The organism is Streptomyces sp. NPDC028991 (assembly GCF_055564775.1).
Map to the genome: position 1 here is coordinate 500444 of NZ_JBVHVP010000005.1, position 17101 is coordinate 517544.

A 17101-nucleotide genomic window follows, 5' to 3' on the forward strand; every position below is an offset into this window, starting at 1 on the left:
GCCGTACGCCGATTGCGCCGCCGCGGGCGCGGCGGACCCGGGGCCGGTGCGGTTCGAGCGCACCGCCGGCGTGGCACGTCTGACGATGTGCCGCGACGACTGCCCGAACGCCGAGGACAACCGGCAGATCGACCTACCGCTGCTCAGCCCTCGGTCCACCCGTGGCTCTTGGCGAACTGGAGAAGCCCGTCGCGAATGGGCATGATCTGGGCTCCCGTGAGCGAGGGCGCGGCCGACAGCAGCGTCTCGGTCACCTCATGCAGGAACTCGGTCGTGGTCAGTACGTCGCACAGGGACTCGTCCCCGTCCGCCTGCTTGGCCGCGACCGCTCCAGCGCCGGCGGTCCGCGTGCCGGCCGGCTTGACCTCGGCCCCCCGCGGCAGCCGGACGGCCGAGGCCTTGAGCCCGCGATCCCCCTCCTCCACCTCGAACTCCACCACGAGCCCCGGGCGCAGCTGATGTTCGGGCATCAGCAGATCGTTCACATGAAGGAAGACGTCTTCCCCTCCATGCTCGGGAGCGATGAACCCGAATCCCCGAACGCCGTCGAACCGCACCACATGACCGGTAACCATGACACCAACCCCAGAAGACATCGGGCCCCTTGCCCGAACGAACACCATGATGCAGAAGATATGCCGCCCCGTGTCGTCGGGGCGAGGGCGGTGCCCACCGGGGGTTGCCCACCGAGGGCTGCCCACCGGAGGCACCCCACCGGGGGCTGCCGCAGTTGAACGGGAGCGGTGCGGCGCCGCCGCTCAGGGGCGACCGAGGACGACCACCGCGTTGTGGCCGCCGCCCGATCCGAAGGAGTTGCTGACAGCGATCGGGACCGGGCTCCCACCAGCAGAGCGCGAGGCCCGCGTCGCGGCGTATGAGGTGACCAGGGGCGCCGGGCCCGGCTTGGTGGTGTCCTGCGCTGTGCGCGGCTCGACGGCTGGGGCGAGCTGCGCGACCTCCCCGCCCCGGGCCGGGGTCCGGCCGAGGTGTCACAGCCACGAGCGCTGGGCAGCCTTGAGGCCGGCTTCGAACCGGCTGGTCGCGCCGAGGCGTTCCATGATGGACGCCATCTGACGGCGGACCGTGCGGACCGAGACCCCGAGGCGCTGACCCGCCGCCTCGTCGGTCAGGCCGGACGCCAGCAGCCGCAGGAGCTGTCGTTCGACGGGACTGAGGCCGGTGCCGGGATCGCGGCGGATGCACGCCCCGAGGGGCTCCGCATGCGCCCACGACTGCTCGAACAGGGTCACCAGCGAGAGGACTATGCCGGGTTCGGTCACGTAGAGCGCGCCCTTGCGGCTGTCCGCCGGGTCGAGCGGGAGCAGGGCGTGGCTGCGGTCGGTGATCACCATCCGCTGGGGCACCACCGGCGCCGTGCGGACTTCGCCGCCGCGCTCCAGGAGCCAGTTGGCGTGCTCGACCGTGGCGAGGTCGTTGCGCACGCAGTCCTGGTAGAGGGTGCGGAACGCGACTCCACGTGACAGCGCCTCGGCGTTGGGCTCCCGACTGGCGAGCAGGTCCTCGGAGCGCTGCGCGCGGCCGGGGTGCACTCCCATGCACTCTTCGGTCATGGTGCGGCCCATGACCTCCAGGCGGTTCTGGATCGCGTCGAGCCCCAGCAGTCTTTCCCCGTGGGCTCCGTGTTCCGGTCTGTCTCCGGCGTGAGCCGCGAAGAGCTCGGTGACGGCGGCGCGCGAGGCCGCCAGCTCCGCTTGTCTTCGGGCCAGTTCCTCCTCCTGCTGACGGAGGATGCTCGCGAGTCCGATCTGCGGACTGACGGGGCACAGATCACCCGGGTGGTCGCGGGACATGCGGACGAGCATGAGACGGCCGAGCTCGTCCAGAGCCGACCGTATTTGAATTTCCGTCAACAAAGTTGCAGCTGCCAACTCAGTGACGCCTGCTTCGGGCTGATCGAGCATGGTCCGGTAGACGGCGCTGGCTTCCACGGACAGCCCAAGCGTCTCGAGCACTCTGGTGTTTCCCCCGTAGTCCGAGGCCCCCGTTGGGTCTCGTGCGCTGAGGATCATGACAGCAGGACCGAAATGATTCAAGGTCAGATGACGTGCCCGGCAGCGGGTGAGGATGCCGCGTGGCAGGAAGCTGTCAGGCCTGATGATGCCGCCCGCTGCGGCTTCCCTTGCGGCCGAATGGCGTCCAGAGTGGATCTCGCGCCGCTCCTCAGAATCGGCCGAGAAGCCGCTTCGCAATTTGCACAATTATTACCGACACTTGAGTAAGGGTTTCCTTCATGGCCTTCACACCTCGCTTCGCCCTCGTCGCCGCAGCCTGCGCCGCCGCGCTCGCCGCACTCCTCGCCGCTCAGTCGGGCGCCACGGCGGCGGAGGGTCAGGGACCGGTCGCCAGTGATGTGAACGCCGCGGTCGTCCAGGTCCCGAGCGACCTGTCCTGGGGCTGAGAGACGGTGCATGCCGTCTATGCGTGCCTGACCGCCTCACCCGGTGTGTTCCTCGGACCGGACGACGCCAACGAACTGGCCGACGGTCTCTGGGCGCACGCCACACAGGCGGACGGCCTGGAACACGTCGTGGCCCGTGCGCAGTCGGCATACCGCGTGGATCTCCTCATGTTCCTCCTGGAGGGATCACACCCCGACCCCGTGCGCCGGGCAGCTGCCTTGATCCGGGGATGCTACAGCGCGTCGGGAACCTTGCCGTCGAAGTACGAGGCGCCCGGCGAACCCGGGGCCTACAGGCCGCAGGGCGGCGCCAGTTGAAAGGCTTGAACGAGAAGTGGGCTCTGATCGTTTCGTGGACGTGACCGCAGTGATCGATCGGTGCGCGGCGTTTCCCTCGCCCTGCGCGTCGGGGGCATGTGACACGGCGCGCCTGCTGGCCCTCTCCGACGGGGCCTGGTCCGACGGCCGGCTCCTGGACGGGATCACCCTCGCGGAATCGGCGACCAGCGTTCCGTGTGAATCACCGACGGGCGAGTGCGCCTTCCACGCGCACATGAAGCTGGCGCTGCTCCTGTCCCAGATACGCAGGTTCGAACGGGCCTGGGAGATCCTCGACGCCGTGGACGCCGTGGACGCCGTCCACGAGGGCGGGCGGAAGTTCGCCGTCTCCGTGCTGGTCAGGGCGCAGGTGACCGCGGCCTCCGGCGATCTGGCGAAGGCCGTCGACCTCGCCCGGGCCGGACTCGCCGCCGCGGAGGAAGCGGGCCTGCGGGCATGGATCCCACTGGGCCACTTCGTCCTCGCTTCGGCCGCACTGCGCCAGGGCGAGCCGGCGACCGCGATCCGGTACGCACGCCAGCTCCAGGAAGACGCCATGTTCGGCCGCGAGATGCTGCCGGCCGGGCAGTCGGCCTGGGCCGTGGTCCAGGCCGCCGAGGCCGACCGGGGCGGGGACCGGGCCGTGCGGCTCGGCTCGGAACTCCTGCTTTCGGGATCCGTCACCCGACAGCTGTTCATCGCCGAACCCGCGGCGGTTCCCTGGCTCGTACGGCTTGTGCTGAGCGCAGGTGACACCGCGCTGGCCGCCGAGGGGGTCCGCGCGGCAAAGCGGCTCGCGGAGCGCAACCCCGGGGTCGACTCCGTCGCATCGGCCGCGCTGCACGCTGCCGGACTGCTGGAGAACGACCCCGCGAAGCTCCGGAAGGCAGCGGCACTCCACGGCGATCCCTGGGCGCGGGCCTCGGCGCTCGAAGACCTGTCGATCGCGCTGGCCCGTACGGAATCCGGCCGCTGCGAGGCCGTGCGGACGTACGAGGAGGCCATGCGGATCTACCTCGACATGGGCTCCGTGCGGGACTCCTCACGCGTCAGGAGCCGCCTGCGCTCCATCAGCGCGAACCCGAACCCCCGCGACCCGGGCCGGCCGCGCAGCGGCGTGCCGTGCCTGACGGACACCGAGTACGCCGTCGCCAAGCTCGCCGCGCAGGGATTCACCAACGGCCAGGCAGCCGAGCAGCTGTTCCTCTCCCGGCACACGGTCGCCTTCCACCTGCGCAAGATCTTCCGCAAGGTCGGCGTGGGCTCGCGCGTCGAACTCGCCCGGGAATGGAACCTGCTGGACGCCGACGGCACTGCCGGCACCGCCGGCGAAGGACTATGACGTGGTGTCCCACTCCCTCGCCGTCCCTCCCCGGATCAGACTTGTGCGGTGGGAGCGGGCCTCACGTTGGGATTGCGCGCGAAGACGTTCTCCGGGTCGTGGGCCCGCTTCACGGCCCGCAGCCTCGCGTACGTCGCCGGAGGGTAGGCGGCGGCGATGTCCTCCTCGTCCGCCTCGCTGAGGAAGTTGCTGTACGCACCCCGCACGTAGGGGGCGAGCGACTCCCAGAACGCCGCGAGCGCCGGCGCGGCAGCGGCGTTCTCCTCTCGCGTGCCCATGTTGATCGTGTTCATCAGAACCTCGCAGTCGCGGTGCGCGAAGGCCGTGGCATCCTCCGGCACGCGGTTCACAGCACCACCGAGACTACGGAATTCGAGGAACAGCGTGCGGAAGGCCCGCGCCCCCTCCAGCGCCGCGTCGACGAACGCGTCACCGCACTCGGAAACGAACCGGCTGCGCACCGTCGGCTCCCAGCCCGGCGGCAGCCCGCCGGACGGCGCGAGTACCTGCGGGACCGGTACGAGGTCGACGGTCTTGCTGTCGGCCGTGCCGAGTTCGAGCAGCGGCGCGATCGCCTCGTCGCCGTCCTCGCCGGCGTAACAGAAGATCACCGTGATCGGGGCAGGGGTGTCGCCGCGAGTGGGGAACAGCGTCACATGCGACATGAGGGAGTCGGGCGCCTGCCGCATGTACCGCGCCCAGCCCTTGAGTACCTGGGCGGCCTCGGCGCCGGGGTAGACGACCTTGCCGTACTGGACGCGTTCCAGCGGGCGAGCGGTGATCTCGAAGGACGTCACGATCCCGAAGTTCCCGCCCCCGCCGCGCAGCGCCCAGAACAGCTCGGGGTTGTGCTCGGCGCTCGCCCGCACGACGCGCCCGTCGGCGGTGACCAGCTCGGCGGCGTCCATGTTGTCGAGTGCCAGGCCGTCGGCGCGGGCCGTCCAGCCGATGCCGCCGCCGAGCAGCAGCCCGCCGACACCCACCGACGCCGTGTCCCCGGAGGAGAACGCCAGGCCGTGTCCCGCGAGGAACGCGGCGACCTCGCCCCACACCGCGCCCGGGGCGACGCGTACCCGGTGCCGCTCGGCGTCGAGGAGCTCGACGGCGTTCATCGGCGACAGGTCGATGACGAGACCGCCCTGACAGGTCCCGTAGCCGGCCAGGCTGTGCCTGCCGCTGCGGACGGAGATCTCCAGGCCCTGCTCACGCGCGAACAGGACCGCCGCGCGGACGTCGTCCGTGCCGTGGCAGCGTACGACGGCCGCCGGCTCGCCCTTGCGGGAGAACACATGGCGGAGTCCTTCGTACCTCTCGTCTCCGGGCAGGACGATCTCGCCGGACAGACTCCCGGCCAGTGCCTCGACCGTCTCGTGGTTCATGAGCTCCGCTCCATGTGCGTGGTGTGCTCGGTGCGTTCGGCACGTACGGTGGGGTCGGCGGGGTCCAGATGCATCAGCGCTCGGGCGGCCAGCCGGTAGCCGAACGAGCCGAGACCGACGACCACACCGCTCGCCAGCGGGGCCAGCACCGACTCGTGGCGGAACCGCTCGCGCGCCCACACATTGCTGAGGTGTACCTCGATCCAGGGGCGCGGGTACGCGGCGAGCGCGTCCCGCAGACTCCAGCCGGCGATCATGAGGGCGCCCGGATTGACGATGGCGCCCACGGTGTTCGCCCGGTGCTCGTGCACGGCCCGGACCAGATCGCCCTCGGAGTCGTGCTGCACCGAATGGACCTTCCACCCGCGCTCCGCGAGCTCGTCGCCCACCGCGGCCGCGATGTCCGCCAGCGTGTCCGTTCCGTACACGTCCGGTTCGCGTTCACCGAGAATACCGAGATTGGGACCGTTCAGAAGAAGAATTGCGCTCAAGGGCCACCTCTTGTATCGGAATAGCGCAGTGCGGCGAGGAACGCGCCGGACAGCCAGTGCCGCATGCGCACGTACACGCAATCCTGCGTGATGTGCAACGATTTCGGCATCGCACAGGTTGACAGTGCGATCCCGACCGCCCGGGAGAACTGTCAGGCTGAGGGATGCCGCGCCGACGACCCGCTGACTATGGTCGGACCGTCGCCACAAGAACGTGCGGGACCGGGCGGACCACACGAATTCCGCATCCGATTCGGTGATTCGGTGGGTCGGTGATTCGGTGGGTCGGTGGGTCGGTGTTCTGGGATTCGGCGGTTCAGTGTTTCCCCCATTCCCCCCTTCCCCGATGCGCCGATTCACGCCCGTTCCACGCCTGTCGAAAAGGAGAGCCGCCGGCCATGACGCAAGCGTCCACGCGCGAGGATCTGTGGGTTCGCCGCTACCACTCGGCCCCCGACAGCCCGATGCGTCTGGTGTGCCTGCCGCACGCGGGCGGCTCGTCGACCTTCTATTTCCCGGTCTCCAAGGCGCTGTCGCCCGCTGTCGAGGTGCTGGCGATCCAGTACCCCGGCCGCCAGGACCGCCTCGCCGAGCCGGGCATCGAGTCCCTGCCCGAGCTGGCGGACCGGATCTTCGACGCCCTCCGGCCGTTCACGGACCGTCCGCTGGCCCTCTTCGGCCACAGCATGGGCGCGGTCCTCGCCCACGAACTGGCCCTGCGGATGCAGGACGCGGGGCTGCCCGACCCGGTACGGCTCTTCGTGTCCGGTCGGCGCGCGCCTTCCTGCCGCCGTGACGAGGACATCCGGCTGCGCTCGGACAGCGGCATCCTGGACGAACTGAAGGCGCTGCACGGCACCGACGAGTCCATGCTGAACGATCCTGACGTCCTCGACATGATCATGCCGGCGATCCGCAGCGACTACCGGGCCGTCGAGACGTACCGGCTCGCGACCGACGCGCTGCTGAGCTGCCCCGTCACCGTGCTGACCGGGGACGCCGACCCGCGGGTCGTGCCCTCCGAGGCAGAGCTGTGGCGCGAGTACACCACCGGTGAGACGGACGTCCAGGTCTTCCCCGGCGGCCACTTCTTCCTGGCCGACCCCGCGTCGGACGTCGTCTCCCTGGTCGCCGACCGGCTGACGGCCGGAAATGCCATGACCGGCGTGGCGGGTTGAGCGCGGTGGACGGCGGGAAGGCCATCACGGGCGAGGAGCGGCTGAGGCCGTCGCAGACGCCCCGGAGGATCGACGTCGAGCTCGGCGAGCGCTCGTACGCCGTGCACATCGGGCCGGGCGTACGCATGCTGCTGGCCGACGAGGTGGCCGCCACCGGCGCGCGCCGGGCCGTGGTGGTGACCGCGCGCGGGCCCGGAGCGGTTCCCGACCCGGGTATCCCCTTTCACGTGGTCGAGGTCGCCGACGGGGAGGAACACAAGAACCTGGCCGCAGTGGAAGGGCTCTGCCGGTCGTTCGCCGAGTCCGGACTGACCAGGGAGGACGTCGTCGTCTCCTGCGGCGGCGGCACCACCACCGACCTGGTCGGCCTCGCCGCGTCCTTGTACCACCGGGGCACCGCGGTCATCCATCTGCCGACGTCACTCCTCGCGCAGGTGGACGCGAGCATCGGCGGCAAGACGGGCGTCAACCTCCCCACGGGCAAGAACCTCGTCGGCGCCTACTGGCAGCCGAGGGCCGTGCTCTGCGACACCGACTACCTCGACACCCTGCCCGCACGCGAACGGCTGAACGGCTACGGGGAGATCGCCCGTTGCCACTTCATCGGCGCCGGCGACCTGCGGCGGCTGCCGCTGCACGAACAGATCGCCGCCGGCGTGGCCCGTAAGGCCGAGGTGGTCGCCGCCGACGAGCGCGACACCGGTCTGCGTCACATCCTCAACTACGGCCACACACTGGGGCACGCCCTGGAGCGGGCGACCGACTTCGCGCTGCGCCACGGAGAGGCCGTCGCCGTCGGAACGGTGTTCGCCGGACGGCTCGCCGGAGCGCTGGGCCGCATCGGCCCGAAGCGCGTCGCCGAGCACCTTGAGGTCGTCGGCCACTACGGCCTTCCGACCCGCCTGCCGGAAGCGGTGGACGCCGGAGAGCTCGTCGCGCTGATGCGGCGGGACAAGAAGGCGACCTCCGGCCTGGCCTTCGTCCTGGACGGGCCGGCCGGGGCGGAACTGGTCCGCGACATCGGCGAGGCGACCGTCCTGGACTGCCTCCGCGCGATGCCCCGCGACGGCCGCTGACTCGCGTCTGCCGTCGCTCGGTCTGCCGTCGCTCGGTCTGCCCTCGCTCGGTCGGCCGTCGACCCGCGACGGGTCCCTTACTCCTTCTCTCCTGCTCCCTCAACGCTGCGGAGGCCAGCCAGCATGCTCACGGACACCGATGTCGTCATCGTCGGACTCGGGCCGGTCGGCGGGGTGCTGGGCATCCTGCTCGCCCAGCGCGGCCGCCGGGTGACCGTGCTCGAACAGCGCCCACGGCCCTACCTCCTCCCGCGCGCCACCAGCTTCGACGGTGAGACCGCGCGTCTCATCGCCGGAACGGGAATCGGCCCCCAGATCGGCGAGTTCACCGAACCGGCCGACGGCTACCGCTGGCAGAACGCCGCCGGGCAGGCCCTGTTGGACATCGACTTCGCGGCCGTGGGGCCGTACGGCTGGCCGGACGCCAACACCATCCACCAGCCGACCCTCGAAGCGCGCCTCGCCACCAGGCTGTCCGCCCTCCCGGGCGTGGACATCAGGCGCGGCGAGCGGGTCGTGGCCCTCGCCGACGAGGGCGATCGCGTCGAGGTGACCACCACCGGCCTCGACGGCGCGACGCGCGCCGTCACCGCCCGCTGGGTCGTCGGCTGTGACGGCGCCCGCAGCTTCGTGCGCGAGGCGCTCGACGTGTCCGTCACCGATCTCGGATTCTCGTACGACTGGCTCCTCTGCGACGTCGAACTCGGCGAGCCCCGCACCTTCACCCCCAGCAACGTGCAGATCTGCGACCCGGCCCGGCCGACCACCCTGGTCGCCAGCGGTCCGGGCCACCGCCGATGGGAGTTCATGCGCCTGCCCGGCGAGAGCAACGCCGAACTGGAGCGCCCCGAGACGGCATGGCGGCTGCTCGCGCCCTTCGACGTCACCCCCGCCAACGCGACCCTGCTGCGCACGGCCACCTACACCTTCCAGGCCCGCTGGGCGGACCAGTGGCGGGTGGGGAGGGTCCTGCTGGCCGGCGACGCGGCGCACCTCATGCCGCCCTTCGCGGGCCAGGGCATGTGTTCCGGCATCCGGGACGTCGCCAATCTGGCGTGGAAGCTCGACCTCGCGCTGGGCGGCCAGGCCGACGCCTCCGTGCTCGACAGCTACACCACGGAACGCCGTAAGCAGGTGGAGGAGTCGATCCGCTCCTCGGTGAAGCTCGGCAAGGTCATCTGCGTGTCCGACCCGGGCGCAGCGGCCGACCGGGACGCCGCGATGCTCGCGCGGGCATCGTCCGGTACGAGTACCCGGCCCGAGCCCGCGGCGCCGCTCTCCCACGGGCTGCTCTACCAGCGCTTCACCGGGGTGACCGAACCGCCGGCCGGTGACGTCGCCCCCCAGGGCCGGGTCCGGTACCGGGGGCGTACGGGCCTGTTCGACGAGGCGGTGGGGCGCGGCTTCGTCCTGCTCACCACCGAGAACCCGCTCGCTGCCCTCGGCGAGGAGCGGCTCGGCTTCCTCGCGGGTCTGGGCGCTCACGTGATTCGCCTCATTCCGCCGTCCGATGCCGGCACCGATGCCGAACCCCCTGCCGATGCCGATGCCGCGGCCGATCTGGACGGCGTGTACCTCGCCTACCTGGGACGCTGCGACGGCACGACCCTGCTGGTCCGGCCCGACTACCACGTCTTCGGCGCGGCGAAGGGGGCCACGGAAGCGGCGACGCTCGTCGACGACCTGCGGGCCCAGCTCACCGGAGCGGCGCGGGCCCCCCGGTCCCGGCTCGGGATCTGAGGTTCCGGCCCTCCCCTCCGTTCCTCACACACCAGTCCCTTGCCCTCTTCATTGTTCTCTCGTGGAGGTACCTATGTCCGAGACGCCCACCGCACGCGACGTGTTTCTCCGGGTGATCGACGCCGTCCCCAAGCTGGTCTCCGGCGACGCCTCCCAGGCCGACGTGCTCGCCGCGCTCTACGCCGAACAGACCCGCGTGGAGCACCCGATGGCGCCCGTCGGCGACACCCCGATACTGACCCGCGAGGCGATGCGCACGCACTTCGCCGAGGGCCCCGGGAAGTCCGCGGCCGCCGGTCTGCGCGACTACCGCGCGGAGGACGTCGTCATCCACGAGTCGACCGACCCCGAGGTGGTCGTCGCCGAGTTCACCTACCGCGGCACGGTCAACGGCAAGGACCTCGTCCTGCCGTGCGTGTACGTCCTGCGGGTGCGGGACGGGCTGATCATCGAGTCGCGGAACTACACCAACCACCTGGAGGGTTCCCGGGTCTTCGGTCGTCTCGACCAGCTCTTTGCCGCCTTGAGGCGGCTCTGAGGCGGCTCTGAGGCGGCTCTGAGGCGGCTCTGAGGCAAAGCCCGGTTGGGCGGGACGGCTGACACGCCGTCCCGCCCGACCGGGCTTTGCCGTTCAGAGAGAGCGGGCCAGCGCGCACGCGCCCCGCAGGGAGGACAGGCCGCCGAGGGCGGCTGGGCGGACCGGTGAGCTCGGGCCGCCGTTCCGGGTCAGCCGAGACACGTGCCGGGCCACCCCGTCCACGAATCCGGGGATCCCCTCGGCGAATCCTCCGCCGACCAGCGTGAGCCGCGGATGCAGCAGTTCGTGCACGCCGACCACCGCGGCGGCCAGCGCCTCGCATGACTTGTCCACTGCCGCGAGGGCCCAGGGCGCACCCTGGACCACACCGGCGCGCAACGCCTCGAAAGTGACCTCCGAGCCCCGCAGGCGCGCGGCCCGCCGCAGCGTGGCCGGGCCCGAGGCGACGGCCTGTACGCAGCCCCGGCGCCCGCACCCGCACGGGGCACCGTCCCGCTCGACGATCATGTGCCCGATCTCGAAGGAGCCCCCGCCCGTCCCCGGGCGCACGGCGTCCGCGACGAAGCCGCCGCCGATGCCGGTGCCCACCCCCAGGTAGAGCAGCCGGTCGCAGCCCGCCTCCTCCGCTTCGGCGAGCGCGCCCAGGTCACCGTCGTCGGCCCAGCCGACGCCCGCCTCGGGGAACAGCCCCCGCAGGGCCGCGCCCAGGTCGACGCCGGTCCACTCCGGCCGGCTCGGCCAGGTCACGACCCGGCCCGAAGGGTCCACGGTGGCGGGCATGGCGACGCCCACCGCCCGGAAATCGCCGCCGGTGCCACCGGCGGCTGTAGCCGTAGCTCCGCCCAGGCGAGCGCGCAGCTCGCCGACGGCGTCGGCGAGCTGCGCGAGATCCGCTGTGGCGCTGTGGCGCTCGTCCCACGGGAAGGACGCTTCGTACGGGTTCTCGCCCTCGGACTCGACCCGGAAGGCGACCTTGGTGCCTCCGACGTCGACGCCGAGGTGACGTCCCGTCACCAGTGCGCGATCCACCGCGTGTCTCCTCCGGCCGCTCAGCGACCGGGGACCGCGGGACAGACCGCGAGCAGGTCGGCGGGCCCGCGCAGGACCACGTCGGGCCCGCAGGCCAGCAGTTCCGCCTCGTCGACGGTCGCCCACACGGCCGCGGCCGTGGAGACCCCCGCGCCCTGCGCGCTGGCCATGTCGGTGGGCGCGTCGCCCACCATGACGGCGCGCTCGGCCGGTACCCCGAGCAGATCGAGGGCGTGGAGCACGATGTCCGGGGCGGGCTTCGGCCGGGGGATCTCGTCCGATCCGATCACATGGTCGAAGTAGGGGAGCAGGCCGAGGACGTCGAGCAGCGAGCGGGCCCGGGCGCCGGCCTTGCCGGTGGCTATGGCGAGGCGCAGCCCGCGGGCGCGCAGGGTCGTCAGGAGGTCGGCGATGCCGTCGAAGACCCGTACCTCCTTCGCGAGGCGATAGCTCTCACGGACGAAGGGTTCCTCCATCTCCAGCGGGAGCCCCATGATCTCCATGATGTCGGTAAAATAGCGCCCCTGGTGGCGCTGGTACTCCTCGAATGGCGCGGGGCCGTCGCCGACGACCTCGGCGTAGGCACGTGAGAAGGCCTCGTTCATCACGGCGAGGCTGTCGACGATGACGCCGTCCAGATCGAAGATCACGGCGTCCCTGACCGGAATCAGCGTCGCCGTCGTGCTCTCGGACGGTCCTACCGGGCTCGTTGTCATGACATTCCCAGGGGGAGGAGGGGAGAGGGTTCGGGGGAGGCCGTGCCGAGCGTGAGGGCGGACTCGTAGAAGCGCTCCGTGATCCGGATGTTCCTGCGGATGTCCGACACGGCCCTGCCGCGGTGCGCGGGATCGTCGAGGAGCCGGGGCAGATGGTCGAGCTGGCGGCCGTACTCCACGCCGATCGGATCGGCGGGCAGCGCGATGTCCTCGGTGTGTCCCTCGCGGGTCAGCGTGAGCGTCGGTACGGGTTCCCGGTTGGGGCTGAAACCGAAGACGCAGCGCAGGGTGGCCGTGCCCGCGCCGCCCTCGACCCGGACCAGCGTCAGGTCGCGTGCCGCGTGCGAGGCCCAGCTGGCGTGCAGTGCGACCGAGGTGCCGCGCTCCGACACCAGGAATCCGCGGGCCGTGTCCTCCACGTCGCCGCGAAGCTCGGCCTGCGGGCCGTCCCGGCGCCATGCGGCGCCCCATGACGGGTCGTTGACGAAGTCGTCGGAGACCGTGCCCGAGACCTGGACCATGGGGACCGGCCCGAGAACGGCGTCGAGGATGTCCAACAGGTGCCAGCCGAGGTCGAGCAGGACACCGCCGCCCGCCTGGCTGCGGCTGGTGAACCAGCCGCCGGACTTCGGGACGCCGCGGGCCCGCGTCCACGCGAGCTCCACGTGGCGGATGGTGCCCAGCGACGGCACCAGGTCCAGCAGGACACCGATGTCCCCCCGGTAGCGCGAGGCACTGCCGGCGAGCAGCACCGCACCGCCGTCGGCCTCCGCCTGCGCCAGCTTCTCGGCCTCGGCCGAGTTCAGGCAGACCGGCTTCTCCACGAAGACCGGGACGCCCCGCTGGAGGAGGGCGACGGCCACCTCGGCGTGCAGGTGGTTGGGTACGGCGACGACGGCGAGGTCGACCGAACGGCGGTCCAGTTCGTCCACGTCGGCGAGGACCGCGGGACGGGCACCGCGTGCCCCACCCCGCACCCCGGCGCGCGCTTCGTCCTGCTCGTGAGCGGCACGGGAAGCCGGGCTCGGGTCGACGACGGCCACGACCTCGAACTCGGGATGCTCCCGCAGCCGGGGCAGCCACAGTTCGCGGCCCGCCCAGCCGAGCCCGACGACCGCGACCCGGACGCTCATCGGGCGGCCAGGGTCTCGGCCACCACCTCGGCCACGATGGCCGCGGTGACGTGCATGTCCTCCTCGGTGCCGAGGAGCACGCGGTGCTGGAGCCACACGCAGTCCTGGGTGATGGCCTCGGTGTGGGGGCAGCGCTCGGCGAGCTCCGCCACCGTCATGTCCGGCGCGCCCGTCTCCCAGAACGCGTCGGTACGGTAGACCGCGCGGAAGGCGACGAACGCCGGCAGCCCACGGGCGACGAGCGACTCGACCAATGCGTTGCGCCCCTCCTCGCCGATACCGGGGATCCGGAACATCGCCATGTAGTGCGCGTTGTGGTCGGCGCGCGGGTCCACGGTCTGCGGCACCACGCCGGGCATCTGCCGCAGCAGCTCCTGGAGCACGGGCCAGCGCTGCTGACGGGTCGCGATCTGCGCGTCCAGGCGCCTCAGCTGCGCGCGCAGGACGGCCGCGGAGAACTCGTTGAGCCGGAAGTTGGAGCCGCTCGTCTCGTGGAAGTACCGGCGGTCGGTGCGCGGGCGGCCACAGCTGTGGCGGATGAACGCCTTCTCGTACGTCTCCGCGTCCGGGAGGAGCACGGCGCCGCCCTCGCCCGCGGTCATCAATTTGCCGTTCTGGAAGCTGAACGCGGACACCGGGCTCAGCTCGCCGACCCGCTTGCCCTCCCAGCGCGCGCCGTGGGCGTGCGCCGCGTCCTGGAGCAGCGGGACGCCGGTGTCGGCGCTCAGCTTGCCCAGCGCGTTCATGTCCGCGACCTGACCGGCCATGTGCACGGGCATGATCGCCCGCGTCCGGGGGGTGAGCACGGCGGCCACCGCCACCGGGTCGATGTTGTACGTGTCCGGGTCGACGTCCACGGGGACCGCGACGGCCCCCAGCCGCTGCACGGCCTGCGACGACGAGATGAAGGTGAAGGCCGGGACGATGACCTCGTCGCCCGGCCCCACCCCCATCACCTGGAGGGCGAGCTCCAGCGCATGGGTTCCGTTCGTGACGGCCAGCGCGAACGGCGCGCCGTGGTGGGCCGCGAACTCCTTCTCGAAGGAGTCCACCTCGCTGCCGCTCACACGCCACCACTGACCCTGCTCCAGCGCACGGATCAGGCCGGTCCGCTCGTCATCGCCGAACTGGGGCCACGCAGGGAATTCCGGTGCCTGTCGGGGATTCATGAATCTCCTGTTCTCCCGCCTGGGCGGGAATGCGTCCGAGGGTGCCCGGGAACATGCCACGGACGGGTTCCGCGTCCCGAAACACCGTCACCGTGCCGGAAACCGCCCGCAATTGCCGTCGGCCGCTCGACATGGGTGATGACGCGGACGGCGTCGTGGATGGGGTTTTCTCAGGGTAGTGCGAAGCCTTCGGCCGGACATCCCCCGGTCTGGTAGTGATCGATCCACTCGCCGGGGACTCACAAGGGCCCTGTCAGGCCCTACCAGGGTGAGGGATGCCGTGTCGCCGACAGCCGAACTAGCCTGGCCGAAAGGTCCACTCTTGGGACTTCTCTCGATCGATTCTGGTAATTCCGGAAGGTGTGACGTCATGGTGCAGGACGAAATCATCAAGACCCTTCCGGAATTCCTTCTGGAGCACGCCGAACGATTCGGCGACAAAACCGCCTTCGTGGACCGGGAGCGCTCGGTCGGTTACCGGGAACTGGAGGCGAGGACGGCCCGGCTGGGCGGTCGGCTGGCCGACCTCGGCCTCCGGCGCGGCGACCGCGTCGCCATCCTGCTCGGCAACACCGTCACCACCGTGGAGAGTTACCTCGCCGTCGTCCGCGCCGCCGGCGTCGGCGTCCCCGTCAACCCGCGCTCGACGGACGGCGAACTCGACCACATGCTCGGCGACAGCGGCGCCCGGTTCGTCATCACCGACCCGGAGGGCGCCGCCCGACTCTCCGGCCGAGCGGACGAGGCCCGGCCGAAACGCCCCCTCACGCTGCTCGTGACCGGCGCCGGACCGGTGCCGGCGGGCTGCCACTCGTACGACGAACTCGCCGCCGGAGCCCCGTCACACGACACGCCGGCCCCGCCCCGCCCCAGGGACGACCTCGGTCCGGACGAAGTGGCATGGCTCTTCTACACCTCCGGCACGACCGGGCTCCCCAAGGGTGTGCTGTCCACCCAGCGCAACTGCCTCTGGTCCGTGGTGAACTGCTACATCCCGGTCCCGGAGCTCTCCGCCGACGACCGCGTGCTGTGGCCCCTGCCCCTGTTCCACAGCCTGTCCCACATCGCCTGCGTCCTGTCGGTCACCGTGGCCGGCGCCACCGCCCGCATCCTCGACGGACACTCCCCGCAGGACGTCCTCGACGCGCTCCGCGACGACCGGTCGACCTTCCTCGCCGGCGTCCCGGCGACGTACCACTACCTGGTCGACGCCGTACGGGACGGCGGCTCCACCCCGCCCGACCTGCGCATCGGCCTCGTCGGCGGCGGAGTCACCTCCGCAGCCCTGCGCCGGTCCTTCGAGGACGCCTTCGCCGTGCCCCTCGTCGACGCCTACGGCAGCACCGAGACGTGCGGCGCGATCGCCATCAACGCCCCCCACGGCTCCCGCGTCGAGGGATCCTGCGGCCGGCCCGTGCCGGGCGTCGGGGTCCGCGTCGTCGACCCCCGCACCGGTGAGGAGACCCCTGCCGGGCACGAGGGCGAAGTCTGGGTGCGGGGGCCGAACGTCATGGTCGGCTACCACAACAGCCCCGAAGCCACCGCCGAGGCCCTGCGCGACGGCTGGTTCCGCACCGGCGACCTGGCCCGCCGGGACGAGACCGGCCACCTCACCATCTGCGGGCGCCTCAAGGAACTGGTCATCCGCGGCGGGGAGAACATCCACCCGGTCGAGGTCGAGACGGCCCTGCGCTCCTTCCCGGGCGTCGCCGACGTGGCCGTCGCCGCGAAGCCGCACGAGGCACTCGGCGAGGTACCCGTCGCGTACGTGGTCCCCGGCCCCGGCGGCTTCGACGAGGAAGCGCTGCTCGCGCACGGCCGCGCCCGGCTGGCCGCCTACAAGGTCCCCGAGGAGATCCACGAGATCGAGGCGATCCCCCGCACGGCGTCGGGCAAGGTCGTCCGGCACCGCCTCGCGGACATCCCGGGACGCCTGAGGATCGCGGCCGGCACCGCCGGCCGCTCGTTCCGCCTCGCCGAACCCGACCCCGCCGTCCTCGCCGCCCTGCGGGCGGACCTCACGGATCGGGAGAAGAGTGCACAGCTGCGCGTACTCGAAGAGCTGGTACGCACGCAGGCGGCGGAGGTGCTCCAGCTTCCCGCGACGCAGGACATCGCGGCCGACCGCGCCCTGCGCGACCTGGGATTCACCTCCCTGGCCATCGTCGAACTGCGCAACCGGCTCGTCCTGCACACCGGGCTGCGCCTGCCCACCACGGTCAGCTTCGACCACCCGACCCCGCGCGCCCTGGCCGCCCACCTGCGCGCCGAGATCCTGGGGATCACGGAACCCGGCGGCGACATGGACGCCACTGTGGGGGAGGGGGCGCACTCCGACCCCCACGACCCGATCGTGATCGTGGGTATGGCGTGCCGTCTCCCCGGTGGTGTGGCGGGTCCGGAGGATCTGTGGCGGATGGTGTCCGAGGGTCGGGAGGGCCTGTCGGAGTTTCCGGCGGACCGTGGGTGGGATCTGGAGGGTCTGTTCGACGCGGATCCGGACAGTGCTGGGACGACGTATGTGCGTCGGGGTGGGTTCTTGCATGAGGCGGGTCGGTTCGACGCGGGGTTCT

The 17101-nt window shown here is 71.5% G+C and carries 16 protein-coding genes; 8 read left to right on the forward strand and 8 right to left on the reverse strand.

Translation table 11 applies throughout. The features are described 5' to 3' along the window. Positions 1–143: 143 nt before the first annotated feature. On the reverse strand, positions 144–575 hold the full coding sequence (locus ACZ4V1_RS14955; RefSeq protein ID WP_468334867.1) for a cold-shock protein: 432 nt from the start codon (positions 573–575) through the stop codon (positions 144–146). A 414-nt stretch (positions 576–989) separates the two neighbouring features. After that, entirely contained in the window at positions 990–1811 is an 822-nt protein-coding gene (locus ACZ4V1_RS14960) for a LuxR C-terminal-related transcriptional regulator (RefSeq protein WP_468334760.1), read from the reverse strand. Positions 1812–2251: 440 nt separating this feature from the next. Here ACZ4V1_RS14960 and ACZ4V1_RS14965 point away from each other — a divergent pair, with 440 nt between their 5' ends. The 3 genes from ACZ4V1_RS14965 to ACZ4V1_RS14975 are packed head-to-tail and all read left to right on the forward strand — an operon-like array spanning position 2252 to position 4079. Beyond that, positions 2252–2419 (forward strand): hypothetical protein, encoded by a 168-nt coding sequence (locus tag ACZ4V1_RS14965; protein ID WP_468334763.1) that lies wholly within the window; start codon positions 2252–2254, stop codon positions 2417–2419. A 6-nt stretch (positions 2420–2425) separates the two neighbouring features. Continuing rightward, positions 2426–2737, forward strand: coding sequence for a hypothetical protein (locus ACZ4V1_RS14970; protein ID WP_468334766.1), 312 nt, complete (start codon positions 2426–2428; stop codon positions 2735–2737). Between the two features lie 34 nt (positions 2738–2771). Next, the gene (locus tag ACZ4V1_RS14975; RefSeq protein ID WP_468334768.1) at positions 2772–4079 is read left to right on the forward strand and encodes a helix-turn-helix transcriptional regulator; all 1308 of its coding nucleotides are present in this window, start codon (positions 2772–2774) and stop codon (positions 4077–4079) included. 35 nt (positions 4080–4114) lie between these two features. Here ACZ4V1_RS14975 and ACZ4V1_RS14980 read toward each other — a convergent pair whose 3' ends face one another. Together ACZ4V1_RS14980 and ACZ4V1_RS14985 are read right to left on the reverse strand one after the other, a co-directional pair. After that, entirely contained in the window at positions 4115–5458 is a 1344-nt protein-coding gene (locus ACZ4V1_RS14980; RefSeq protein ID WP_468334770.1) for an FAD-binding oxidoreductase, read from the reverse strand. Next, positions 5455–5949, reverse strand: a complete 495-nt coding sequence (locus tag ACZ4V1_RS14985; RefSeq protein ID WP_468334772.1) for a type II 3-dehydroquinate dehydratase — start codon at positions 5947–5949, stop codon at positions 5455–5457. The genes ACZ4V1_RS14980 and ACZ4V1_RS14985 overlap by 4 nt, the downstream gene beginning before the upstream one ends. Before the next feature lie 398 nt (positions 5950–6347). On the opposite strand from ACZ4V1_RS14985, the gene ACZ4V1_RS14990 reads away from it, so the two are divergent. The 4 genes from ACZ4V1_RS14990 (at position 6348) to ACZ4V1_RS15005 (ending at position 10481) form a co-directional block, all read left to right on the forward strand. Continuing rightward, positions 6348–7127, forward strand: a complete 780-nt coding sequence (locus ACZ4V1_RS14990) for a thioesterase II family protein (RefSeq protein WP_468334774.1) — start codon at positions 6348–6350, stop codon at positions 7125–7127. Between the two features lie 5 nt (positions 7128–7132). After that, positions 7133–8203 carry a 3-dehydroquinate synthase family protein gene (locus ACZ4V1_RS14995; protein ID WP_468334776.1) on the forward strand — a complete coding sequence of 357 codons (1071 nt, stop codon included), beginning with the start codon at positions 7133–7135 and terminating at the stop codon, positions 8201–8203. A 123-nt stretch (positions 8204–8326) separates the two neighbouring features. After that, positions 8327–9943: a bifunctional 3-(3-hydroxy-phenyl)propionate/3-hydroxycinnamic acid hydroxylase MhpA gene (gene mhpA, locus ACZ4V1_RS15000; RefSeq protein ID WP_468334778.1), complete on the forward strand. Its 1617-nt coding sequence runs from the start codon at positions 8327–8329 to the stop codon at positions 9941–9943. 73 nt (positions 9944–10016) lie between these two features. Further along, complete coding sequence (locus tag ACZ4V1_RS15005; protein WP_468334780.1) at positions 10017–10481, forward strand: nuclear transport factor 2 family protein; 465 nt, start codon at positions 10017–10019, stop codon at positions 10479–10481. A gap of 93 nt (positions 10482–10574) precedes the next feature. Here the strand turns inward: ACZ4V1_RS15005 and ACZ4V1_RS15010 are convergent, their stop codons facing one another. From ACZ4V1_RS15010 to ACZ4V1_RS15025, 4 genes are read right to left on the reverse strand one after another with little or no spacing between them, the layout of a single operon-like run. Then, a complete protein-coding gene (locus ACZ4V1_RS15010; RefSeq protein ID WP_468334782.1) occupies positions 10575–11510 on the reverse strand; it encodes an ROK family protein in 936 nt (311 codons plus the stop codon). Between the two features lie 20 nt (positions 11511–11530). Continuing rightward, complete coding sequence (locus ACZ4V1_RS15015) at positions 11531–12226, reverse strand: HAD-IA family hydrolase (protein ID WP_468334785.1); 696 nt, start codon at positions 12224–12226, stop codon at positions 11531–11533. Further along, a complete protein-coding gene (locus ACZ4V1_RS15020; RefSeq protein ID WP_468334788.1) occupies positions 12223–13359 on the reverse strand; it encodes a Gfo/Idh/MocA family protein in 1137 nt (378 codons plus the stop codon). The genes ACZ4V1_RS15015 and ACZ4V1_RS15020 overlap by 4 nt, the downstream gene beginning before the upstream one ends. After that, a complete protein-coding gene (locus tag ACZ4V1_RS15025) occupies positions 13356–14528 on the reverse strand; it encodes a DegT/DnrJ/EryC1/StrS family aminotransferase (RefSeq protein WP_468334790.1) in 1173 nt (390 codons plus the stop codon). The genes ACZ4V1_RS15020 and ACZ4V1_RS15025 overlap by 4 nt, the downstream gene beginning before the upstream one ends. 370 nt (positions 14529–14898) lie before the next feature. On the opposite strand from ACZ4V1_RS15025, the gene ACZ4V1_RS15030 reads away from it, so the two are divergent. Further along, positions 14899–17101: AMP-binding protein (locus tag ACZ4V1_RS15030; RefSeq protein WP_468334793.1), on the forward strand; the 2203-nt coding region annotated here is incomplete at its 3' end.